The organism is Paenibacillus sp. SYP-B3998 (genome assembly GCF_010820665.1).
Lineage (GTDB): Bacteria > Bacillota > Bacilli > Paenibacillales > NBRC-103111 > Paenibacillus_E.
Genome location: NZ_JAAIKC010000014.1, coordinates 60,188 through 79,708, shown reverse-complemented (window position 1 = coordinate 79,708; position 19,521 = coordinate 60,188). Strand labels below are relative to the sequence as shown.

16 protein-coding genes and 2 pseudogenes are annotated in these 19,521 nt (G+C 42.6%); 16 read left to right on the top strand and 2 right to left on the bottom strand.

All coding sequences use genetic code 11. From position 1 onward, the window contains the following. Nucleotides 1-114: 114 nt before the first annotated feature. The 8 genes from GK047_RS24780 to GK047_RS24745 all read left to right on the top strand — a co-directional run bounded on the left by GK047_RS24780 (nt 115) and on the right by GK047_RS24745 (nt 9,336). Nucleotides 115-522, top strand: coding sequence for a VOC family protein (locus GK047_RS24780; protein ID WP_163952814.1), 408 nt, complete (start codon nt 115-117; stop codon nt 520-522). A gap of 30 nt (nt 523-552) precedes the next feature. After that, nucleotides 553-894, top strand: a complete 342-nt coding sequence (locus GK047_RS24775) for a DUF1801 domain-containing protein (protein WP_163952812.1) — start codon at nt 553-555, stop codon at nt 892-894. A gap of 123 nt (nt 895-1,017) precedes the next feature. Beyond that, complete coding sequence (locus GK047_RS24770) at nt 1,018-2,433, top strand: hypothetical protein (protein ID WP_163952810.1); 1,416 nt, start codon at nt 1,018-1,020, stop codon at nt 2,431-2,433. 833 nt (nt 2,434-3,266) lie between these two features. Continuing rightward, entirely contained in the window at nt 3,267-5,078 is a 1,812-nt protein-coding gene (locus GK047_RS24765) for a sensor histidine kinase (protein ID WP_163952808.1), read from the top strand. Then, a complete protein-coding gene (locus GK047_RS24760) occupies nt 5,075-6,145 on the top strand; it encodes a response regulator transcription factor (protein ID WP_163952806.1) in 1,071 nt (356 codons plus the stop codon). Before GK047_RS24765 ends, GK047_RS24760 begins: the two co-directional genes overlap by 4 nt. Before the next feature lie 113 nt (nt 6,146-6,258). Then, the gene (locus GK047_RS24755) at nt 6,259-7,542 is read left to right on the top strand and encodes an ABC transporter substrate-binding protein (RefSeq protein WP_163952804.1); all 1,284 of its coding nucleotides are present in this window, start codon (nt 6,259-6,261) and stop codon (nt 7,540-7,542) included. Between the two features lie 88 nt (nt 7,543-7,630). Then, nucleotides 7,631-8,515 (top strand): carbohydrate ABC transporter permease, encoded by an 885-nt coding sequence (locus GK047_RS24750; protein WP_163952802.1) that lies wholly within the window; start codon nt 7,631-7,633, stop codon nt 8,513-8,515. Next, entirely contained in the window at nt 8,512-9,336 is an 825-nt protein-coding gene (locus GK047_RS24745) for an ABC transporter permease subunit (RefSeq protein WP_163952800.1), read from the top strand. The genes GK047_RS24750 and GK047_RS24745 overlap by 4 nt, the downstream gene beginning before the upstream one ends. 47 nt (nt 9,337-9,383) lie before the next feature. Here the strand turns inward: GK047_RS24745 and GK047_RS24740 are convergent, their stop codons facing one another. After that, nucleotides 9,384-10,277 carry an AraC family transcriptional regulator gene (locus GK047_RS24740; protein ID WP_163952798.1) on the bottom strand — a complete coding sequence of 298 codons (894 nt, stop codon included), beginning with the start codon at nt 10,275-10,277 and terminating at the stop codon, nt 9,384-9,386. Between the two features lie 121 nt (nt 10,278-10,398). On the opposite strand from GK047_RS24740, the gene GK047_RS24735 reads away from it, so the two are divergent. Further along, complete coding sequence (locus tag GK047_RS24735; RefSeq protein WP_163952796.1) at nt 10,399-11,733, top strand: glycoside hydrolase family 30 protein; 1,335 nt, start codon at nt 10,399-10,401, stop codon at nt 11,731-11,733. Nucleotides 11,734-11,897: 164 nt separating this feature from the next. Here GK047_RS24735 and GK047_RS24730 read toward each other — a convergent pair whose 3' ends face one another. Next, complete coding sequence (locus GK047_RS24730) at nt 11,898-13,097, bottom strand: ROK family transcriptional regulator (RefSeq protein WP_163952794.1); 1,200 nt, start codon at nt 13,095-13,097, stop codon at nt 11,898-11,900. A 160-nt stretch (nt 13,098-13,257) separates the two neighbouring features. Between GK047_RS24730 and xylA the strand changes: the two genes are divergently transcribed. The 7 genes and pseudogenes from xylA to GK047_RS24695 all read left to right on the top strand — a co-directional run. Continuing rightward, nucleotides 13,258-14,571, top strand: coding sequence for a xylose isomerase (gene xylA / locus GK047_RS24725; RefSeq protein ID WP_163952792.1), 1,314 nt, complete (start codon nt 13,258-13,260; stop codon nt 14,569-14,571). Between the two features lie 32 nt (nt 14,572-14,603). Beyond that, nucleotides 14,604-16,097 carry a xylulokinase gene (xylB, locus tag GK047_RS24720; protein WP_163952790.1) on the top strand — a complete coding sequence of 498 codons (1,494 nt, stop codon included), beginning with the start codon at nt 14,604-14,606 and terminating at the stop codon, nt 16,095-16,097. A gap of 185 nt (nt 16,098-16,282) precedes the next feature. Next, nucleotides 16,283-16,423: a hypothetical protein gene (locus GK047_RS24715; RefSeq protein WP_163952788.1), complete on the top strand. Its 141-nt coding sequence runs from the start codon at nt 16,283-16,285 to the stop codon at nt 16,421-16,423. A 509-nt stretch (nt 16,424-16,932) separates the two neighbouring features. Further along, complete coding sequence (locus GK047_RS24710) at nt 16,933-17,475, top strand: DoxX family membrane protein (protein WP_240344200.1); 543 nt, start codon at nt 16,933-16,935, stop codon at nt 17,473-17,475. Nucleotides 17,476-17,737: 262 nt separating this feature from the next. Continuing rightward, nucleotides 17,738-17,977: pseudogene (locus GK047_RS24705) on the top strand (sensor histidine kinase); the annotation flags it as partial. 199 nt (nt 17,978-18,176) lie between these two features. Then, nucleotides 18,177-19,118 carry an alpha/beta hydrolase gene (locus GK047_RS24700; protein WP_163952786.1) on the top strand — a complete coding sequence of 314 codons (942 nt, stop codon included), beginning with the start codon at nt 18,177-18,179 and terminating at the stop codon, nt 19,116-19,118. Nucleotides 19,119-19,138: 20 nt separating this feature from the next. Beyond that, nucleotides 19,139-19,393: pseudogene (locus GK047_RS24695) on the top strand (sensor histidine kinase); the annotation flags it as partial. Nucleotides 19,394-19,521: the final 128 nt, after the last annotated feature.

Here is a 19,521-nt window from a genome sequence, read left to right as displayed (position 1 = left end):
CTGTCGATTTTGTCATTTCCCATTCGTCGTCTTCATAAGAGGCTGATTTTATCGGTTATCTTCTTGAAAACACGCGGTTTACTACAAAAAAACTAAAGTGAAAGGTTGTTGAACATGGGAGCGAAGCTAAACCCCTATATCATGTCGGAGGATGCAAGAACACAGGCTGAATTTTATAAGAGAGCGCTAGGAGGGGACACCCTATCCATCATGACTTTTGGTCAGATGCCGGACACACCAGAAGCGGTCAAGGATAAAGTGATGCACATGGTTCTGACAGTTGCCGGAGCAAATACGCTATTCCTGACCGATTCCTTCGAACCTCTAAACGTTAGCAGAGACATCAGCCTTGCGCTGACGTACGACAACGAAGCCGAAGCCCGAGAAGCATACTCGAATCTCAGTGAGGGTGGGGCGATCAAGTTTCCGTTCGACCTCCAACCATGGGGAGCCTATTACGGCGAAATCATGGACAAATTCGGAGTCACGTGGCAGATCGTCAAGCAGCAAGACAACAAATAAAAAGCCATCTACTTAAAAGGAGAATGACAGATGAATCAAGAGGTAACTGATTTTATTGAAGCGCTAAAAGAACCTTGGCAAGGGGAACTGTGCGCCCGCCTTCGCGAGGTTGTTTACCAGACGATTCCAGACATACAGGAGCGCATTCAGTACAAGAAACCCCATTTTTTAAAAAATGGCAAATATGCCGCTGTCATTTCAACGTCCAAAGACGCGGTAAGTTTTACGATTTTTAACGCAAGTGAGCTTGCGCTTCCGGAAGGCTTGTTCGACGGTCCTCCTGAAAGAAAGACAATAAAGCTGCGACAGGGCCAAACGGTTGATACGGATCAGCTGTCGCAGCTGTTAAGTCAGGCGGCCTCGACGTTATAAGTGCACTTTTATGTAGAGTTGCTCGAAGAAATAGTTACCGCTTAACTTAGAGAAAGCGGGATATACTCTGTGGCGTCTGAAGGATATATGCTTTGCAATCCACCGTTTGGAGGCAATGCCCTGATGAGAAAAAATAAAATTAAAGCTGCTGCGACTGCCGTCTTGGGAGTCGCCCTGATGTTCGGTTTGTTGGTAGCAGACTCTCATTCTGCCGAAGCGGCGCGCAGTTCAAACACCGTGGATGTCCAGCTTCCCACCTTCCGGGTCATGATGAATAATTACAATCCGATCCCCCAGAACGAATCGTATCCGCCCATCGTGTATAACGACGTTACATACATAGCGATGACCTGGAACAACTGCCAGCGGCTTAACCTGTCAATCGATTGGAACGGGCAGACTGGGCTTACGATCGCTCCAAAAACAGTCGGGGCCCCTATGTATCCTAATGAGGCTCAGGCGGAGCATGATAACGACATACATGCTACTTACGAGGCGACGATCGCTGATTATCCGATTACAGTGAACGGTAAATCCATAGATAACTCCAAAGAGACGTATCCGATCTTATCGTTCAGAGAAATTACGTATTTCCCGCTGACGTGGCGATTTACTCACGACGAATTCCAATGGATGACGGATTGGAGCGATACGGATGGCTTTACCGTTTTGACTGGAAACAAAGTGTTTGGCATTAGCAGCATTACCGCGGACATGGGAAATGATCTGTACATCCACACCAACGTTTACGGCACATTGAAGCTGAATAAATCGCTGCAAGGGAACGTGGAGGCCGCCGCCGCTGACAGCGTCGATCAAGCAAGGCAACATCGAACCGTCGGTAACGTACGCAGTGACCCCGATGCCAAACATAACCAAACTCGGCTGGACAACGGCCGGCTCATGCTCGGTGATATCGAACTGATCGTGCCGGATCGGACGGCAGACGTGAAGCCGGAAGACACCGTTATTTCTGCCGGTTCGTTCCGGCTAGTGTCCGTGTCACTGTCTTCGCGGGATCGAAACATTGCAGATGTATATGTTGTGACGGGCAACCGCGCGGAACTGCTGGACCGTAATCAGCCTCTTTACCGCAAGTTCGCCAATCTAGACGGCTCGTTTTGGATTACGACTGCCGCTGTATCTTACGATGTGCATCATACCTCATGGCTGGAGCAACACGTGTGGCTTATCGGCAAAGACGGTAATATCGTCTCCATGAACAAGCAGCTCGGATCGAATTACCTGCGCATCTTGTCCGTGCTCAGTGACGGAACTTTGCTCGTGGCCGCTTCCGGAGATGCCTCGGATGAACAGTCGCCTGCCGATATATACAGAATCGGATCGGACGGCAAAGCCGTGAAAATGTACGAATCCGTGAAAGGCGGCATTTACGAGGACGATTCGGGTGAAGTATATGTACTAGCGTACGCGGATAACCAGATTACGAAGCTGAGCAGCGGGAAAAGCGTCGTGCTGAACGAGATTACGATGTTCCAAGCGGCCAAAGGAAGACCCCAACCATTGAATGGCGATTGAGCAGCGGTAGCAAGTTTCACCATAGAGCAGCATTAACTGACAGAGGCGGTAGTCTAAAACATTATTTTCATGTTCTAGCTTAATGTCTTTGAATGTTAGTTTTGCTTTAGTTAATGCCTTTTCAATCTTCCTCTCTGACCCAGGTAGTCCTGCATCGACAAGAAATGCATCCGTCAGTCCCCACAAGCAAGTGGGAGTTTACCATTTGGATGGGCAAAATTGGGGTACGGATGATTTTTACTGTTTCCATAATCAGTACCCCTCTCTGGTGTAATTAGCATAAGATGACAAAAAAGATACCGAACCGTTCGGTATCTTTTTTTGTCATCTTATCAAATTATTTAGTTAGAAGCCAGAGAGATGTTACAATACTCTGAACTGTTACTATCCGTACATGGAGGCTCTTAGAAGGAGGAGTTATGGCAAGCCGATTGAGTCGAGATAACAAACATATTAGATTTGTTATGCAGCAACTCCAACATCTGTTGACCTCGTATACAAAGAAATAATCAAAACGATTATTCTTTTATACTCATTGGACATGGTATTGGGTGTTGGCATTCCGTCTTTCCTGCTAGGAAATCGGAAGTGACTAAGCTTCTCTTTGTTCATTTATGTAGTACTTTCTTGTACGCGGTGTATTTCCAGAGGTTGGAATGTGGCTCATTGAAGAGGGCCAGATGATTACTTACCCTCATTTTATATTGTGAAATAACGGCGGTTTGGTGTGTTTTTATAAATTGCCAATAGAAACATCGGGCATAATGAAGGTAGGGCACTAACTATCCCGAGTTGCCACGCATACTACTGTGAAATGAAAAGGCGGGGGTATCATGGCTCAACAACCAGCCAAAAATATGATTCGACAACTTTTTTATCCTTTTCGCAAGAGTCTGAGGTACAAGCTTATGCTGATGATGGTAGCCATTGCGGTCATGCCGTTAAGTTTGGTTACCCTTTTCGCTACCAAAACCTCACAACAAACATTAAGCATGGAAGTCATTCGTTCCAATGAGTCCCGACTAAATTGGGCTGGCAAATATTTTGATGAAAAGTTCGACCAATTGCAATCGACTGCTTATTCTCTTTTGTTAGACAACAATCTGTTTCCAACCGCAAATTCATCCTTCACTAACAATGACAATAATCCCGATGCAGCACTTAATTCTTATATTATTGAAAAGTTGAACTCCTTATATATCGCAAATAATAATAATATTGCTCAGATTACTCTGTTTAAGAAATCCATGCATCAATTATTTATTGTCGATAAAGATGCTGTTCGTGTTTCTGAACAACTGAATACCCCTTCTGTTAACTGGCAGGCTATGGGAAATTCAGATGAAAGCGTTAATTTGATTAAGAGCTCCTCCAATCGTAATATGTTCACTCTTGTCCGCAGCATGAATCGATTTCAGAACAGGGAGGTCCTCGGCGGAGTATCTTTGGATGTTCGATGGAAAATGATGAACAGTGTTCTGGAAATGCTCCATTCTGAACCGAATAGCCAAGTGTTTATTGTGGATGCTAAGGGGGACGTGATGTATGATCCTTATTATAGTTCAGAGCAAGAAAACTTAGATAAACCGCTACTGGGGAAGGTCGTTTCGGACACGAAGGAGTCAGGCTATCAGAAATTTAAACTAGGGTTCCTTTTTTATCAGCCTGTTGTGTCTAATCAACTTTATCTGATCAAATTCATCCCCTTGAGTTATGTGACGTCCAGTGCATCTTCTACAGTTAATTTCAGTTTCGTTACCGCAATCATTTTTATTTTTTTAGCTATCACGGTTTCTGTATTCATGGCTTATTTCATAACCAAACCGATTATTCGACTAACAAAATCGATGAAAGCATTGGAATTTCAAAATTTTGATGTCGGTGTCAATGAGATTCGAATTGATGAAATTGGAACTTTGGAGAGACGTTTTAACTCTATGCTCTATAGGATTAAGGAACTGATTCAGATTGAATACAAGAGCAAGATCGAAAAAAGAACTGCGCAGTTGAAAGCAATGCAGGCGCAAATTAATCCGCATTTTCTCTATAATGCGCTTCAAGCCATAGGTGGCATTGCCCTTTCCAAGAATGTTCCCGAGATTTATGAACATATACGAGCAATAAGCGATTTATTTCGCTATACGATAAAAATAAAATCTGATTTAGTTACGGTCAGTGACGAGATTGTACATGTTCGCAATTATTTACATATTCAAAAAATCCGATTTCAAGACATGCTCCAAATCCATTTGGATGTGGATGATGAGTGTAGGACGTCCATACTCCCCAAATTTTCTTTACAGCCGATTGTTGAAAATTGCTTCATTCACGGTCTTGAAGGCAAAATGGATATGTGGTCGATAACAATTCGGGCACAGGTGATTTTGGATGAGGTCGAGATCATTATTGAAGATAACGGCATTGGCATAGAAACAGAACGATTAGAATCTATCCGCAAACAATTGAACCAAGTGTCGGAAGATCATGAGCTGGAAGAAAGTATGGGAATGGGTAATGTTAACTCCCGTATCAAGTTAATTTTTGGGGATGAATACGGTGTATTTGTTACAAGCGATAAGGGAGTAGGAACAATGGTCAAATTAGTTATTCCTTTGTTGCGGAGAGGGGAGGAGATTTTATTATGAAGGTAGTCATTATCGACGATGAATATTGGACGCGAGACAGCATCCGTCGGCTTGCCGAATGGGGCCGACTTGGTATCGATCAAATCGAAGAAGCTGAAGATGGGCTTAGTGGATTGAGTATCATCGGTGACATTCATCCAGACATAGTAATTACTGACATGAAGATGCGTGGTATGGATGGGACTCAGCTTCTGCAAAAACTATCGGAAGATTATCCGTTCATCCGTAAAATCGTTATCAGCGGCTACGACGATTTTTCCTATACAAAGCAGGCAATACTATCTAAAGTAGATGAATACATTTTGAAACCGATCAACCCGAAAGAATTGAATCGTGCTCTGGATAAGGCGGTTAGAGAATTACGGATCGCCCGTGGGCTCCATACTGTCCAACCGCTCGATAAAGAAGTTTTAAAGATCATGACGGGATATAAACAAGCTATCATTCGGAATTTCCAAGAGCTACAGATCGGTGAAGTTAGAAGTAAATTTAGAGAACTAGGGATCATTTTGAGGGCTCAGGAGCCAGTAAAACCTGGAGTCAATAATTCGTTATATAAGCTGTTTATGTTATTGCTCGAGGAGCATGCTTTCCAAATGTCGGATGATTCAAGTTGTGTAATTCCAGCTCAAGCGGGAGAACTCTTAGTCACAGACGACACGCCTATTGAGCAATGGATAGATGTTTTATCGGAATCGTACATTTCCGTAATGGAGGAATTAATTCATAGGAGAAAGAATAAGAGTCGGTTTGATATCGAGGAAATCCGGGAATACATTGACCGATCGTTTACGGAACCTATCACATTAGAATCAATTTCCACCCAATTTTTTGTTAGTAAGGAGCATTTGTCCAGAACGTTTAAGCAAAAATTCGGTTCGACCGTCATGGATTACATCATTACCCAACGAATTGAAAAAGCAAAGAAGCTTCTTCAAGACCCTTTGATTTCGATAAAATATGCTGCGGAAATGGTGGGATATTCCGACCTGACCTATTTTCACCGAATGTTTAAGAAAATAACCGGAATGACACCCGGACAAACAAGGCCTGACAATCAAAATTAAACGTTATATCAAAATCGTCCAGTAAATTCGCAAATTCAGTCCAATGTACGATGTTCCCTTCTATAATATACTTGCTCTGTAAGCGCAACCAAATATAAAGGGAGGTCATTACAATGAAGAAAGCCCTTACAACACTAGCAGCTTTGATTATGTTGGGGTCAACAGTCGCTTGTTCTTCAAATGAAAAAGCACAGGATAGCAATGCTGCAGTTGCTCCGAAAAAGGTGGAATTGAAAATATTTCTCGGCGGGGTGGACCGATTCCGTGACCAGTTCGACAAGTATTTTGCGCAGTTCGCTGAAAAAGAAAAGAAGGAGAAAAATATTGAGGTCTCGTTTAACTCCGAGTACCCAGGCGCGGATACTGCTCCTCAAATTTTGAAAACTCGTTTGGCCACTGGAGATGCGCCGGATATTTTTTCCTTTATTGCGGTGAATGACATTCCGGATTTCTATAAGGCAGGCTATTTGTCGGATTTATCCAGCCAACCTTTTGCTGGGAAACTAACCGATGGGATCAAGCCCATTGTCTCCATCGACAATAAAGTGGTAGCGGTTCCAATGGAAAGCTTGCAATGGGGATATTTATATAATAAGAAAATATTCAACGATTTAGGACTGAAACCGCCAACGACATTGACAGAAATGAAAGCGGTTGTACAGAAGTTGAACGATAACAAAGTCAAGCCGTTTTTACTCAGTTACAAAGAAAGCTGGATTCCACAGTTGTTCCTCCCTCTCACAGTGGGCGGACTTGTCAACACAGCCCATAAAGACTTTATCGACAAGATGAACAATGACCAGGGCAGCTTCTCGGAGATTAAAGAAATGTTTGACATCATTGATCTGGTTAACGCTAATGGTACGGACCGTGCTTTTGAAGTCGGCAACGATGACGGTGCAGCGGACTTCGCATCCGGTAAAGCGGCTATGTGGGTACAGGGCCCTTGGGATGCCGACAGCATTCTGAAAGTAAACGAAAAATTGGATTTCGGTGTAGCTCCATTACCGATTAATGACGATCCAAAAGCAACGATGATCAATGTCTCCGTATCTACATCACTGGCTCTGGCTTCGACCAGCAAAAATAAAGAAGTCGCACTTGACCTATTGAATTATATCCTTGACGATCAGGCATCCAACGTTCTATATCAAAATCTGAAATTTAATCCTGTATCTATGAACCATTCTTTTAAACCATATCCATGGGTAGAGGAAGCATTGAGCTACGCAAACAAAGGGCAGTCCTATAAAGATCCATCGATCCCAGCTTCTGTAAAAGACGAAGCAGGAAAGGCGCTTCAAGCCTATTTTAACAAAAAAATATCCAGGGACGAACTCATCAAAGATCTGGATAAGACCTGGAAAGTTGCCAATATAACAACAAATAAAAAATAAAATAATTTAGTAAAAGACTTGTGTTATGCCCTGCCGTCGCCAAATTTCGTGGCGATACAGGGCATAACTTCAATAAAGGAGTGAAATCATGTCGAACCGATCCAAAAAAGCAACAATGTCGTTGATCCTTTTTGTGCTCCCTGCCTTTGTCTTATATGTTATATTTCTTGTCATTCCGATGCTGCAAGGATCATTTTACAGCTTCACCGACTGGGATGGTTTGAATAAATCGTACAATCTTGTGGGCATCCAAAACTTCATTGAGGCTATCCGTGATGACGCTAGATTCAGAAATTCAATTTTGTTTACATTAAAGTATGTGATATTTGCTGTGGTATTGCAGAACGCCCTAGCCCTTCTGTTGGCCCTTCTGATTGAATCACAGAAAAGAGCAAAGGGATTTTTCAGGACAATCTTCTTCATGCCAAATATGTTAAGTATAATTATAAGCACCTTCATGTGGGTATTCGTGTTTACCAAGGTGATGCCAGCCTTATCTCAGTTTGCCGCTTTGAAATTTCTTAATATCTCTTGGCTTGGTGATCCAAACATTTCGTTTTGGACCATCATGCTGGTATCTATTTGGGGCGGAGTAGGTACGCTGATGATTATCTATATGTCTGCTATTCAAGGGATTCCGCAGCATCTGAAAGAAGCGGCCATCATTGATGGCGCTAGTCCATTTCATATGCTCCGTTACATTACCCTGCCTCTGATCGCTCACGCACTTACGATCTGTATTTTCCTTACGATGAACAGTTCCTTTAAGGTGTACGATCTCATTTATGCCTTGACTGGCGGAGGGCCCGCACGAGCTACACAAGTCATTACCATGAACATTTTGGAAGAGGCCTATCAACTCAACTATCGTTACGGATATGCAAGTGCAAAGGCCATCATCCTCTTTTTAATGATTCTTATCATTACGATTATACAAGTTACAATTATGAAGAAGCGGGAGGTGGAAGCGTGAACAGACGTCTTTACTCCATATTGTCTCTTGTTGTACTTGCCATACTGTCCGTTTATTTTCTGTTTCCGATATACATGGCAATCATCAATTCCTTTAAAACGCAAAGTGATATGTTCCGTTCCGTTCTGAGCTTACCGACCCGACTACAGTTAGATAACTACATTCAAGCCTTCCAAAAAGCGAACATGCTCCGAAGCGCATGGAATACGGTTGTTGTTACTGCAACAGGAATAATTGGTATTGTGTTTTTCAGCTCTTTGGCAGGTTATAAGTTGTCTCGGACGACAGGTAAATTGAGCAATACCATCTTTATGCTTTTCGTCGCGTCCACGCTGATTCCGTTCCAAACGATCATGGTTACTTTAACCAAGATGGCCAAAGACCTAGGGCTCCAAGGTTCGCCGTTTGGCCTGGGCGTTGTCTGCGCCGGATTAGGCGTCAATATGGCCATTTTCTTATATCACGGATTTGTGAAGGGGATTCCGAGGGAATTGGAAGAATCTGCACAGATGGATGGCTGCGGAGAACTCAAGACTTTTTTCAGAATTATTTTTCCGTTGCTGTTGCCTATTACCTTTACGATTGTAATTTTGAATATGCTGTGGCTATGGAACGATTTCCTACTTCCTGTTCTTTTGCTTACAGATTTCCGTAATTATACGCTTGTACTGACGATCAACATGTTTTTTGGCAAATACAGCAGGGAATGGTCAATGATTCTTGCTTCCCTGATTTTGTCTTCGATTCCGATTGTCGTGATCTTTGCGATCTTTCAACGTTGGATTATCCAAGGGATTACGGATGGAGCAGTAAAAGGCTAAATGCAAAGAGAAAGTAACGATCCTATACAGTTTCGTAATATAGATGGTTACCATGTACTTTTCTGACGGTACTGCAACGGACTTATTCCAGTCCATCGCTTGAACTGCCGGCTGAAATGTGATAAATGTGCATAGCCTAATCGGGATGCGATTTCTTTAAGTGCAAGATCGGGCTGCTGGATCAATACCTTGGCTTCGTGCAGTTTTAGTTCAGACAGATATTGACGCGGCGATACTCCGAAAACTTTACGAAATACTTGTAAACCATAACCAGGACTAATTCCAAGTGATGAGATGATATCTTCTATTTGTATTGTTAGTTCTATGTTCTGGGGTAAATGGGGATTAAATCTTGCCTTGATCGCTTCAGCAATCAATTGAGCATAATGTATAGTTGCAGGGGCAACAGCACTGTGTTTCTTTACCTCTTTTGATACCATTTGAGCTAGAATACCGAATAACTCGAACAAATGGACCTGAATGTGAAACCTGTCTGCCGTTGTGTAGCCTCCTTGGTTACGTACCATTGAAATCCAATGATCCAATATTTGTTTGATCTTGTTGTTTGCTTCTGTACCTGCTGGAAATAGCAATCGATCAAGCTTAGCCATTCCTTGCCGAAAATCCGGATCATCCACATTAAAATGGGCACAAAAATAGTGCATCCCGTTTTTTGAAATACATCGATTAAGATGTTTAAAGCCAGGCGGAATTAGAATCATATCACCGGCTTGGAGAATATACGGATTTCCTTCAATAAGTGTCTCTTGACAACCATCCAATATCAGGATGATTTCAAATCCGATGTGAGATTCTTTTGGAGCGCTCCAATTATTCTTAACCATTTGTTCATGTGCGCCAAAGAACTTTACATTCCAATCTATTGCCGGAAGCCATTGCACTTGGTCTGACGAGCCCTCTTTAAGAGTCAATTTGCTCATGGTTGAACCACCTTTGATTTGGGTAAAAACCTCGTTGTTTGGACAATCTTCTGCCTATTCAATTCAATCTATACTAAGACGGTAAGGAAAATCAAGCCTAATTATGGAGGGACACATTGTAATGATCAATTCTAATTACCGTTGGATCTCAAGCACGGAAGAGCAGGTATGGCAGGAAAAGCAAATCATTGAAACTCAGACACCTGATTCGAACCTCCTGATCACGAATGACATGTTTCAAACAATTGAAGGTTTTGGAGGCTGCTTCAATGAATTGGGCTTCGCGGCGCTTCATCATCTTTCTGAAGAAGATCGGATGAACGTCCTCCATAGCTTGTTCCATCCGGAGGGAGAACACAGATTCAGCATTTGTCGTTTGCCGATTGGCGCCAGCGATTACGCGATGGAGTGGTACAGTCTTAACGAAACAGATGACGATTTGGATATGGAGCATTTCACCATCGAACGGGACCGTAAGTATTTGATACCTTATATCAAAGAAGCATTGAAGTTAAATCCGGAGTTGAAGCTGTTTGCTTCGCCGTGGAGTCCGCCAACTTGGATGAAATTCCCGAAAGCTTATAATTACGGAACATTGCGTTGGGAAAAGGATATTCTTGAAGCTTATGCTCTTTATTTTGTTAAATTCGTTCAAGCATACAGAGCAGAAGGGATTACTATTCATCAGGTTCATGTGCAGAATGAAGTCGTCGCCGACCAGAAGTTTCCTTCTTGTGTCTGGACAGGGGAACAGCTTCGCGAATTTATTCGCGATTATCTGGGCCCGGCATTCGAGAAAAATGGTTTGGAAACGGAAATTTGGTTAGGTACGATTAATGCGCCGGAACCGTGGGATGAATGGCTCAAAAAAAAGACTGCAGATCACGATGCTTATGCACATACTGTTCTCAGCGATCCTGAAGCATACAAGTATGTCAAAGGAGTCGGATATCAATGGGCTGGCAAGTACGCTATCCAACGTACAGTACAAAGCTATCCGGAGCTTAGGTACATGCAAACAGAAAATGAGTGCGGAGATGGCGAGAATACGTGGTTTTACGCGAAGTATGTGTTTAATTTATACCAGCATTATTTCACTAATGGAGTCAACTCTTATATTTATTGGAATATGGTGTTAGAACCAAAGGGGCGGAGTACATGGGGATGGGAGCAAAATTCAATGATTACCATTAATCCTGCCGTCAAAAAGTCGATATTGAATCCGGAATACTATGTAATGAAACATTTTGCCCACTTTGTTCCCCCGGGTTCGAAGCGGGTAGGTTTGAAAGGATCCTGGTTCGGAAATGCTGTTGCATTTGAAACACCGACTGGTGAGCAAGTAGTAGTAGTCGCTAATCCATTTTCAGATAACCGCGTACTCAATCTTTCGAACGGGACGGTCACTCTTCAGTGCGAGCTTGAACCAAACTCATTTAATACAATAATCATATAATAAGTTATATGAAACAAACACTTCTATTTCGAGGTGTTTGTTTCATTTGTAGATCGAGGTATAAATTAGCGAAAGATAGCTTCATAACTGCATGCCTCAAGTCCTGACTCTGATGAGGCGGGGAATGGATTGGGCTGTTAGATAATCTTTAATTCGAACCGACTTTAGTCAATGGATACACGATCTTTAGACAAGAAACCGGAGATCGCATAGAATGCTGCTCCAAGCACTGTCGAGTGCTTGTCTAAATGTGCGAATTGTACCTTTACCTGATTGCGGTGATAAGGTAGCGATCTTGCTGAAACGGTTCGTTGAATGGCGCTTTCGATCCAACTTTGTGCCTGTACAATTCGGTTTCCGATAAGAATCAAATCCGGGTTAAATGTATTGATAATATTTGCAATGCCAATACCCAAATATTCACCGATTTCATGAAACAACTGAATCATATCGGGATTCCCCGCTTTGGTAAAACCAAGCAAGCTATCGAAATCAAACAGAGTGTCCGAGTGTTGACTTAGTTCGTGCTGAAGGGTTGGCAATGCTTTAGCTTGTTCCAATAGTGCTCGAAGCGATGCATACAGCTCCCAACATCCTTTATTGCCACAGCGGCACTTCTTGCCCTTTGCCTCAATTGTCATATGTCCCATCTCTCCCGAAAGGCCAGATACTCCTCTGTAAAGTTCCTTTCCTAAAATGATGCCTGTACCAATACCATCCCCAACACTGATATAGACGATGCTGGTCGCTTCTTTGCCAGCCCCGTACTGTTTCTCACCTTGCACGCCTGCATTTGCTTCATTATCGATCGTGACAGGCAATCCAAACGTTTCTGCAATGATCGCTTGTAGACGAATTCCCTCCCATTGTAGATTCGGTGCAAAAAGCACATTTCCATGCTCATCAACAATACCTGGTACGCCAATGCCAATGCCCACGACGCCATAAGGGCTTTGTGGTGCGAGATCAATCATAGAGCGAATCGCTCCGTTCAATTCTTGAATCACGTAGTCTACATCGGTATGATGAATTGGTACGGTTTTCTCTTCGACAATCTCTCCATTCAAATTAGTTAGCACCGCAAAAATATTGGCCAATCCGATTTCAACGCCAATTGCATACCCAGCAATTTTATTGAACAGCAGCATTAACGGTTTCCGACCACCGCTTGATTTGCCCGGTCCGATTTCGTAGACGAGTTCGCTTTCAATGAGTTCATTCACAAGGCTCGAAACGGTACCTTTGTTCAATCCTGTCATTTCGGAGACTGCAGCCCTTGATATAGGAGAATGAGCGCGGATCATATCCAATACAATCGATTTATTAATTTTTTTAATGAGATTTTGATCTCCAGTCGTCTTCATACTGCCCCTCAATTCGTTTAACGGATGTATTAATTACTTAGTGTAGGCGAGGAAGTTTAAGAATGCAAGATTATATTAGTAAGTTTGTTTATTCGATAGACAAACAAACTAATAAGCATTATGATATAGAAGTAACTTTAAACATACGGGAGGAATTTCAATGACTTATTTTGATGGCATCGAAAACATTCAATTTGAAGGCAGGGGTTCGAAAAATCCATTGGCTTTTAAACATTATAATCCGAGCGAGATAATAGCAGGAAAAACGATGGAGGAACACTTGCGCTTTGCTGTGTCCTATTGGCACACGTTGACAGGTGAAGGAACAGACCCGTTCGGAGCCCAAACGAATATTCGCGCTTGGGATCACTTTAGCGGACTTGATCTGGCAAAAGCACGCGTAGAAGCTGCTTTTGAGCTAATAACCAAATTGAACATTCCTTATTTCTGTTTTCATGACCGCGACATCGCACCAGAAGGCGCTACGCTGCAAGAAACAAATAAGAATTTGGATACTATCGTAGATTTGATTAAACAGAACATGAGAACAAGTAGTGTGAAACTACTGTGGAACACTCAAAATATGTTTTCGAACCCTCGTTTTGTCCATGGTGCAGGGACCACCTGTAATGCAGATGTATACGCTTACTCAGCGGCGCAGGTGAAAAAGGGGTTAGAGGTCGGGAAAGAGCTTGGCGCGGAAAACTATGTGTTTTGGGGAGGCCGCGAAGGTTATGAGACATTGCTAAATACAGATATGAAACTGGAGCTTGACAACTTGGCCAAGTTGTATTGGATGGCAATTGATTATGCCAAAGAAATTGACTTTGACGCGCAGTTTCTTATCGAACCAAAACCGAAAGAGCCTACGAAGCACCAGTACGATTTTGATGCGGCAACAACGATTGCTTTCCTGCAAAACTATGGATTGAAGGAACATTTTAAGCTGAATTTGGAAGCCAATCATGCTACTCTTGCAGGACACACGTTTGAGCATGAACTGCGCGTAGCACGTATGCATGGCATGCTTGGTTCGTTAGACGCTAATCAGGGGGATCTGCTGCTTGGATGGGATACAGACGAATTTCCGACCGATCTGTATTCTACTGTGTTGGCAATGTACGAAGTGCTGCAAAACGGCGGCATAGGTAAAGGAGGCGTGAATTTCGACGCGAAAGTGCGCCGCGCTTCCTTCGATCCGGAGGATTTATTCTATGCGCACATTGCCGGAATGGACTGCTATTCCAAAGGGTTAAAAGTGGCAGCAAAGCTTTTGGAAGATCGCGTACTTGAGAATATAATCGATAACCGTTATCGCAGTTTCAAAGAAGGCATTGGTGCTGAAATCGTTAGTGGAAAAGCGACGCTTCGCTCTTTAGAACAATACGCGCTTCAGAACAATCCGATCCGTAACGAATCAGGTCGCCATGAGTTGATCAAATCGATCGTTAACGAATATCTACTGTCCGAATAGGAGGTATAGGCAATTCACTGGGAGAGATGAAGATGAATTATGTTATAGGCATTGATTTAGGCACAAGCTCCGTCAAAACGATGCTTGTAGATCGGAGTGGAAATGTTTGCTATGAGGCATCTGAAAGCTATCCGCTAATTTATGAACAATCGGGATACAGCGAACAACATCCGGAGGATTGGGTCGAGAAAACGGAGTTGGCACTTCATAAACTGTTAACAGAGTCTAACGTTGTTGGGGAGGCTATCGAGGGCATTTCCTTTTCCGGACAAATGCACGGATTAGTACTGTTGAATAAAGATGGTCAGGTGCTTCGCAATGCAATATTATGGAACGACCTGAGGACAACCAAGCAGTGTCGGGATATTGAAGCGGTGCTTGGAGATAAGTTGTTAGAAGTCGCCAAGAATGCCGCGTTAGAAGGATTTACTTTACCAAAGCTGCTTTGGGTGAAAGAACACGAACCGGAGTTGTTTCATCAGGCTGCCATATTCCTGTTGCCAAAAGACTACTTGCGCTTTCGCATGACGGGACATATTTCAACTGAATATTCGGATGCGGCAGGTACATTGCTTCTCGACATAGTCGAGAAGCAATGGAGCTCTGATATCTGTGATGCAACAGGTATCGACATGGGACTTTGCCCGCCGCTCGTGGAATCGCATTCATTTGTCGGGACGTTATTGCCAGATTTTGCATCGAGAACGGGATTGAAGCCTACAACAAAGGTGTTTGCTGGCGGAGCTGACAATGCATGTGGGGCGATTGGTGCAGGCATTCTCAGCAACGGCAAAACGCTATGCAGCATTGGCACTTCCGGGGTGATCCTGGCTTATGAAGATAATAAACAACTCGACGTGTCCGGCAAGTCGCATTTTTTCAATCATGCCAAGCAGGATTCTTATTATGCGATGGGCGTTACGCTGGCTGCGGGCTACAGTCTGCAGTGGTTTCGCGATACGTTTGCACCAGGCGTGCCGTTCAACGAATTGCTCGAAGGTATTGATAAAATGCCGATTGGTTCGAAAGGACTTTTATTCACACCGTATTTGGTAGGTGAGCGGACGCCGCATTCGGATGCAACCATCCGCGCCAGCTTCATCGGAATGGATGGATCCCATACTCGAGATCATCTTGTCCGGTCGGTCGTTGAAGGAATCACATTCTCACTGCGAGAATCAGTTGATATTTTGCGTTTGGCTGGTAAAAGGATCGATATGCTCATTTCTATCGGCGGTGGTTCCAAAAATGAGACATGGCTGCAGATGCAGGCGGATGTGTTTAACACAAATGTGATTCGACTTGAAAGTGAACAAGGACCAGCCATGGGCGCAGCGATACTAGCGGCAGTGGGCTGTGGGTGGTTCGATTCGCTGGAAGAGTGTGCCGAAGTATTCTTGAAGCCAGCACAAACTTATCTGCCGATTCCGGCGAATGTCGAACGATATGAGCAGCTGTACCGTCTTTATCAATGTATATATGATCGGACGAAACAACTTTGTGATGAGTTGTCTTGTTTCAGGTAGGACATATAGGAGGCATTGGTCGATATTTTGTGGTAATAATATCATCAATGTCCGTTTCCAAATCAGGTTAGCCAGAGTTTACTGGCTGACCTCTTTTATATGTGCTTTAATAGCTTTATCCAGTGAAAATTCCTTTTATATTGGTTATCCCAACCAAAATGAAATTGTGAAAAGAGGAAACCTCTATGGCAGGAGTTCAATCAAGGAGTACCATCGTGAAAGAACCCATCTCGCCGATTTTAACGAAGAACCTGAAGCATATTCATAAATTGAGGCATATATTTACAACGCTGCAAGTAAGCGCCGGAACAGACAAACAAAAATAAAAGGCGATGAACCGAGTTATTCCACACTTGCCTAATATTCCGCCATAGAGCCTAGCCACCCTTTTACATTCACCGATCTTTCGTGTGCCTGATTCCTTCCTCAACTTCCTGTAATTCTGCTTCTTTATTTTCCAAAACACATCCCCTCTCTAAATTAGTAGTACATTCTCAATCGACGGGAAAAGCTTGAAAATCCTACCTCATTAGCAATGAAAACTCAAGTTAAACTTATATATAATGGGAATTTATCCTTGGAATTACCATAGGCTAATATATACTGGAAAGAGGATAGCTATACTTGGGTTGAATATTTTATGCCCATATAACAGAAGGAATAGTTACTTGCACGATACAGTAATCGGTAGAAAATAGCGGTTCCCCATATCCCGTTTACCGAGAGCTTACACGAAGTGCATAAGTCATCACATGAATATTATTTTGAGATAGGAGGGATAAACAAACAAGCGTACGGAGATATACAAAAAAATAGGTATTGGAGATGATTTATTATGATGAATTGGTTACGAGGAAGTAAACTTGCGGCAGCGTTTTTGACGCTTATGCGATTGTATCTTGGAGTTAAATGGGTAATGGCGGGTTGGCACAAGATTACTGGCGAAAAAGCATTTGATGCCTCAGGATTTTTGAGTGGTGCCATTGCTAAACCTGTTCTTGCATCTGGCTCGAATGACATGCTATATGTTAGCTACGTTTCTTTTTTGAAAAACTTTGCATTGCCGAATGTTGGCATTTTTAATGTTATCGTACCTTGGGGGGAATTTCTTGTAGGTTTGGGTCTTCTGCTTGGTGCATTGACAACTACGGCTATTTTCTTTGGCTTGTTTATGAACTTTATGTATATATTCTCTGGCACTGTTAGTTCGAATCCATGGTTTATACTGCTTGGTTTTATCGTTATTGCAGCTGGAGCCAACGCAGGAAAATTCGGTATGGATTATTGGATCCTTCCTATTTTGCGCGGATGGTTTGATAACCTGCTAATTTCTCTTCGCGTGAAGCCGAAATATTTACCATCATCTCCAAACGATTGATAGTGTTAGCTTGACTTATGCACTTCGTGTAAGCTCTCGGTAAATTGATTATGGGGAACGCTGAGGACAATGTTTGCTATTTGAAAATGAAAAATAGGATATCTTCATCAAAGGTTCTTGCGCAACGAAAGAGGCAACGGAAATGAACAACTAGTCCTTGATTATCATTAACTTGCAAGGAAAGCTGCTGCTGAGCGTATTGTACTTCTGCATTCAAGAATCCAAGGAGCAGGTAGTGCCAAAGTAACGCCAACTCGTATACGTGACAGTCCGAATATCCGACACTGGCATTGGTATTTCCCTAGAGGATCAGAAGCGTATATTCGAGCGGTTTTTTAAGGCCGATCGTTCCCACAGTCGTAAATATGACGGTAGTGGTATGGGACTTGCCATCGTTAAACAGATCGTATCGCTTCATCAAGGTGACATCCGAGTGGAAAGCGAACCCGGACGAGGAACGACCGTTATTGTCAACTTGCCAATTACAACGCTGATAGAGTAATTAGAATCATATTGTATAATTCGGATTGTCTAAACGCTGTCCCCGTATTCTCCATGTTACGGTATCATGTGCAAGCTTCCTTGCATGTGATGCCGTAACATTTTTTTTGCTTGTTCATACTCAGTACATCTTCATCGTATAAGCTTTCCTTAGTGACCCGTTATGGTAGCCCGATAAACAGATGAGGAGAGGTGCATGTATGATGAAAAAATGGCTGATTTTTATACTTAAATCAATAGGAGTATTAATTATAGCAATAGGAGTTTTTCTAGCCGTTGTTTTTATAGTTAATATGATCAGCAACAAATCGGACCAAGGAAAAATACAACCCTATGGTCAGTTAGTACCTGTAGATGGGAAAAATATGAATGTAACGATTCAAGGGAAAGGCGAGGAAACAGTCGTGCTCCTAACCGGTTATGGAACAGCAGCACCAGCACTTGATTTTAAGCCGCTAGTAGAAGAGTTATCTCCATTTTACAAAGTAGTCGTGATTGAGCCTTTTGGTTATGGATTAAGCGATGTAACCGAAAAGGAACGAAGCACAGAGAATATTGTAAGTGAAATTCATGAGGCTTTACATAAGCTTAATATTGATCGTTATATTCTAATGGGTCACTCCATTGCAGGCATTTACGGACTAGATTATGTGAACAAATATCAAAACGAAGTGAGTGCATTTGTCGGGATCGATAGCAGTGTTCCAACGCAAGGCGGTATGGATGTTGAATTTCCAATAGAAAGGTTTAAACTACTCAAAAAATCAGGTTTCTCCAGATTGCTAATGAAAATAGCTGCTGACCCATATGCTGCACTACCATTTGATGATAAAACAAAAGAACAAATGAGAATGCTTGCGCTCAAAAACATGTATAATCCCAGCACCCTGAATGAAATGGAACATATTTATCCTAATTTTAAAGCAGCTCAAAAGTTAAAATTCCCAAAAAATCTTCCCATTATTTTCTTTATACAATCGAATAATACAGGCGTTGAAGGTTGGATACCACTGCATGAAGAGCAAGTCAAAGATTCTGTACATGGAAAAGTGATGAAATTTGAAGGGGGACATTATTTACACCATACCAGATCAAAAGAAATCGTTGAAAATTTCAGGAGATTTATGCAAGAAATTAAATAAGAAAAGTTGATGATTTTTAAAAAGAAGACGCCAAAAATGTGTGTACTGAAAAAGACACTGGCATTGGTATTTTCCCAGAGGACCAGAAGCGTATATTCGAGCGGTTTTTTAAGGCCTATCGTTCCCACAGTCGTAAGTATGAGGGTAGCGGTGTGGGACTCGCCATCGTTAAGCAGATCGTATCGCTTCATCAAGGTGACATTCGAGTGGAAAGCGAACTCGGCCGAGGAACGACCGTTATTGTCACCTTGCCAATTATAACGCTGACAGTGTAATTAAATTCCTATTGTCTTATTCGAATTTCTAAACACTGTCCCCGTATTTTCCATGTTACGGCATCATGTGCAAGCTTCCTTGCATGTGACACTACAAGTCTGCAATATGCGCTCATCGATCATGGAGA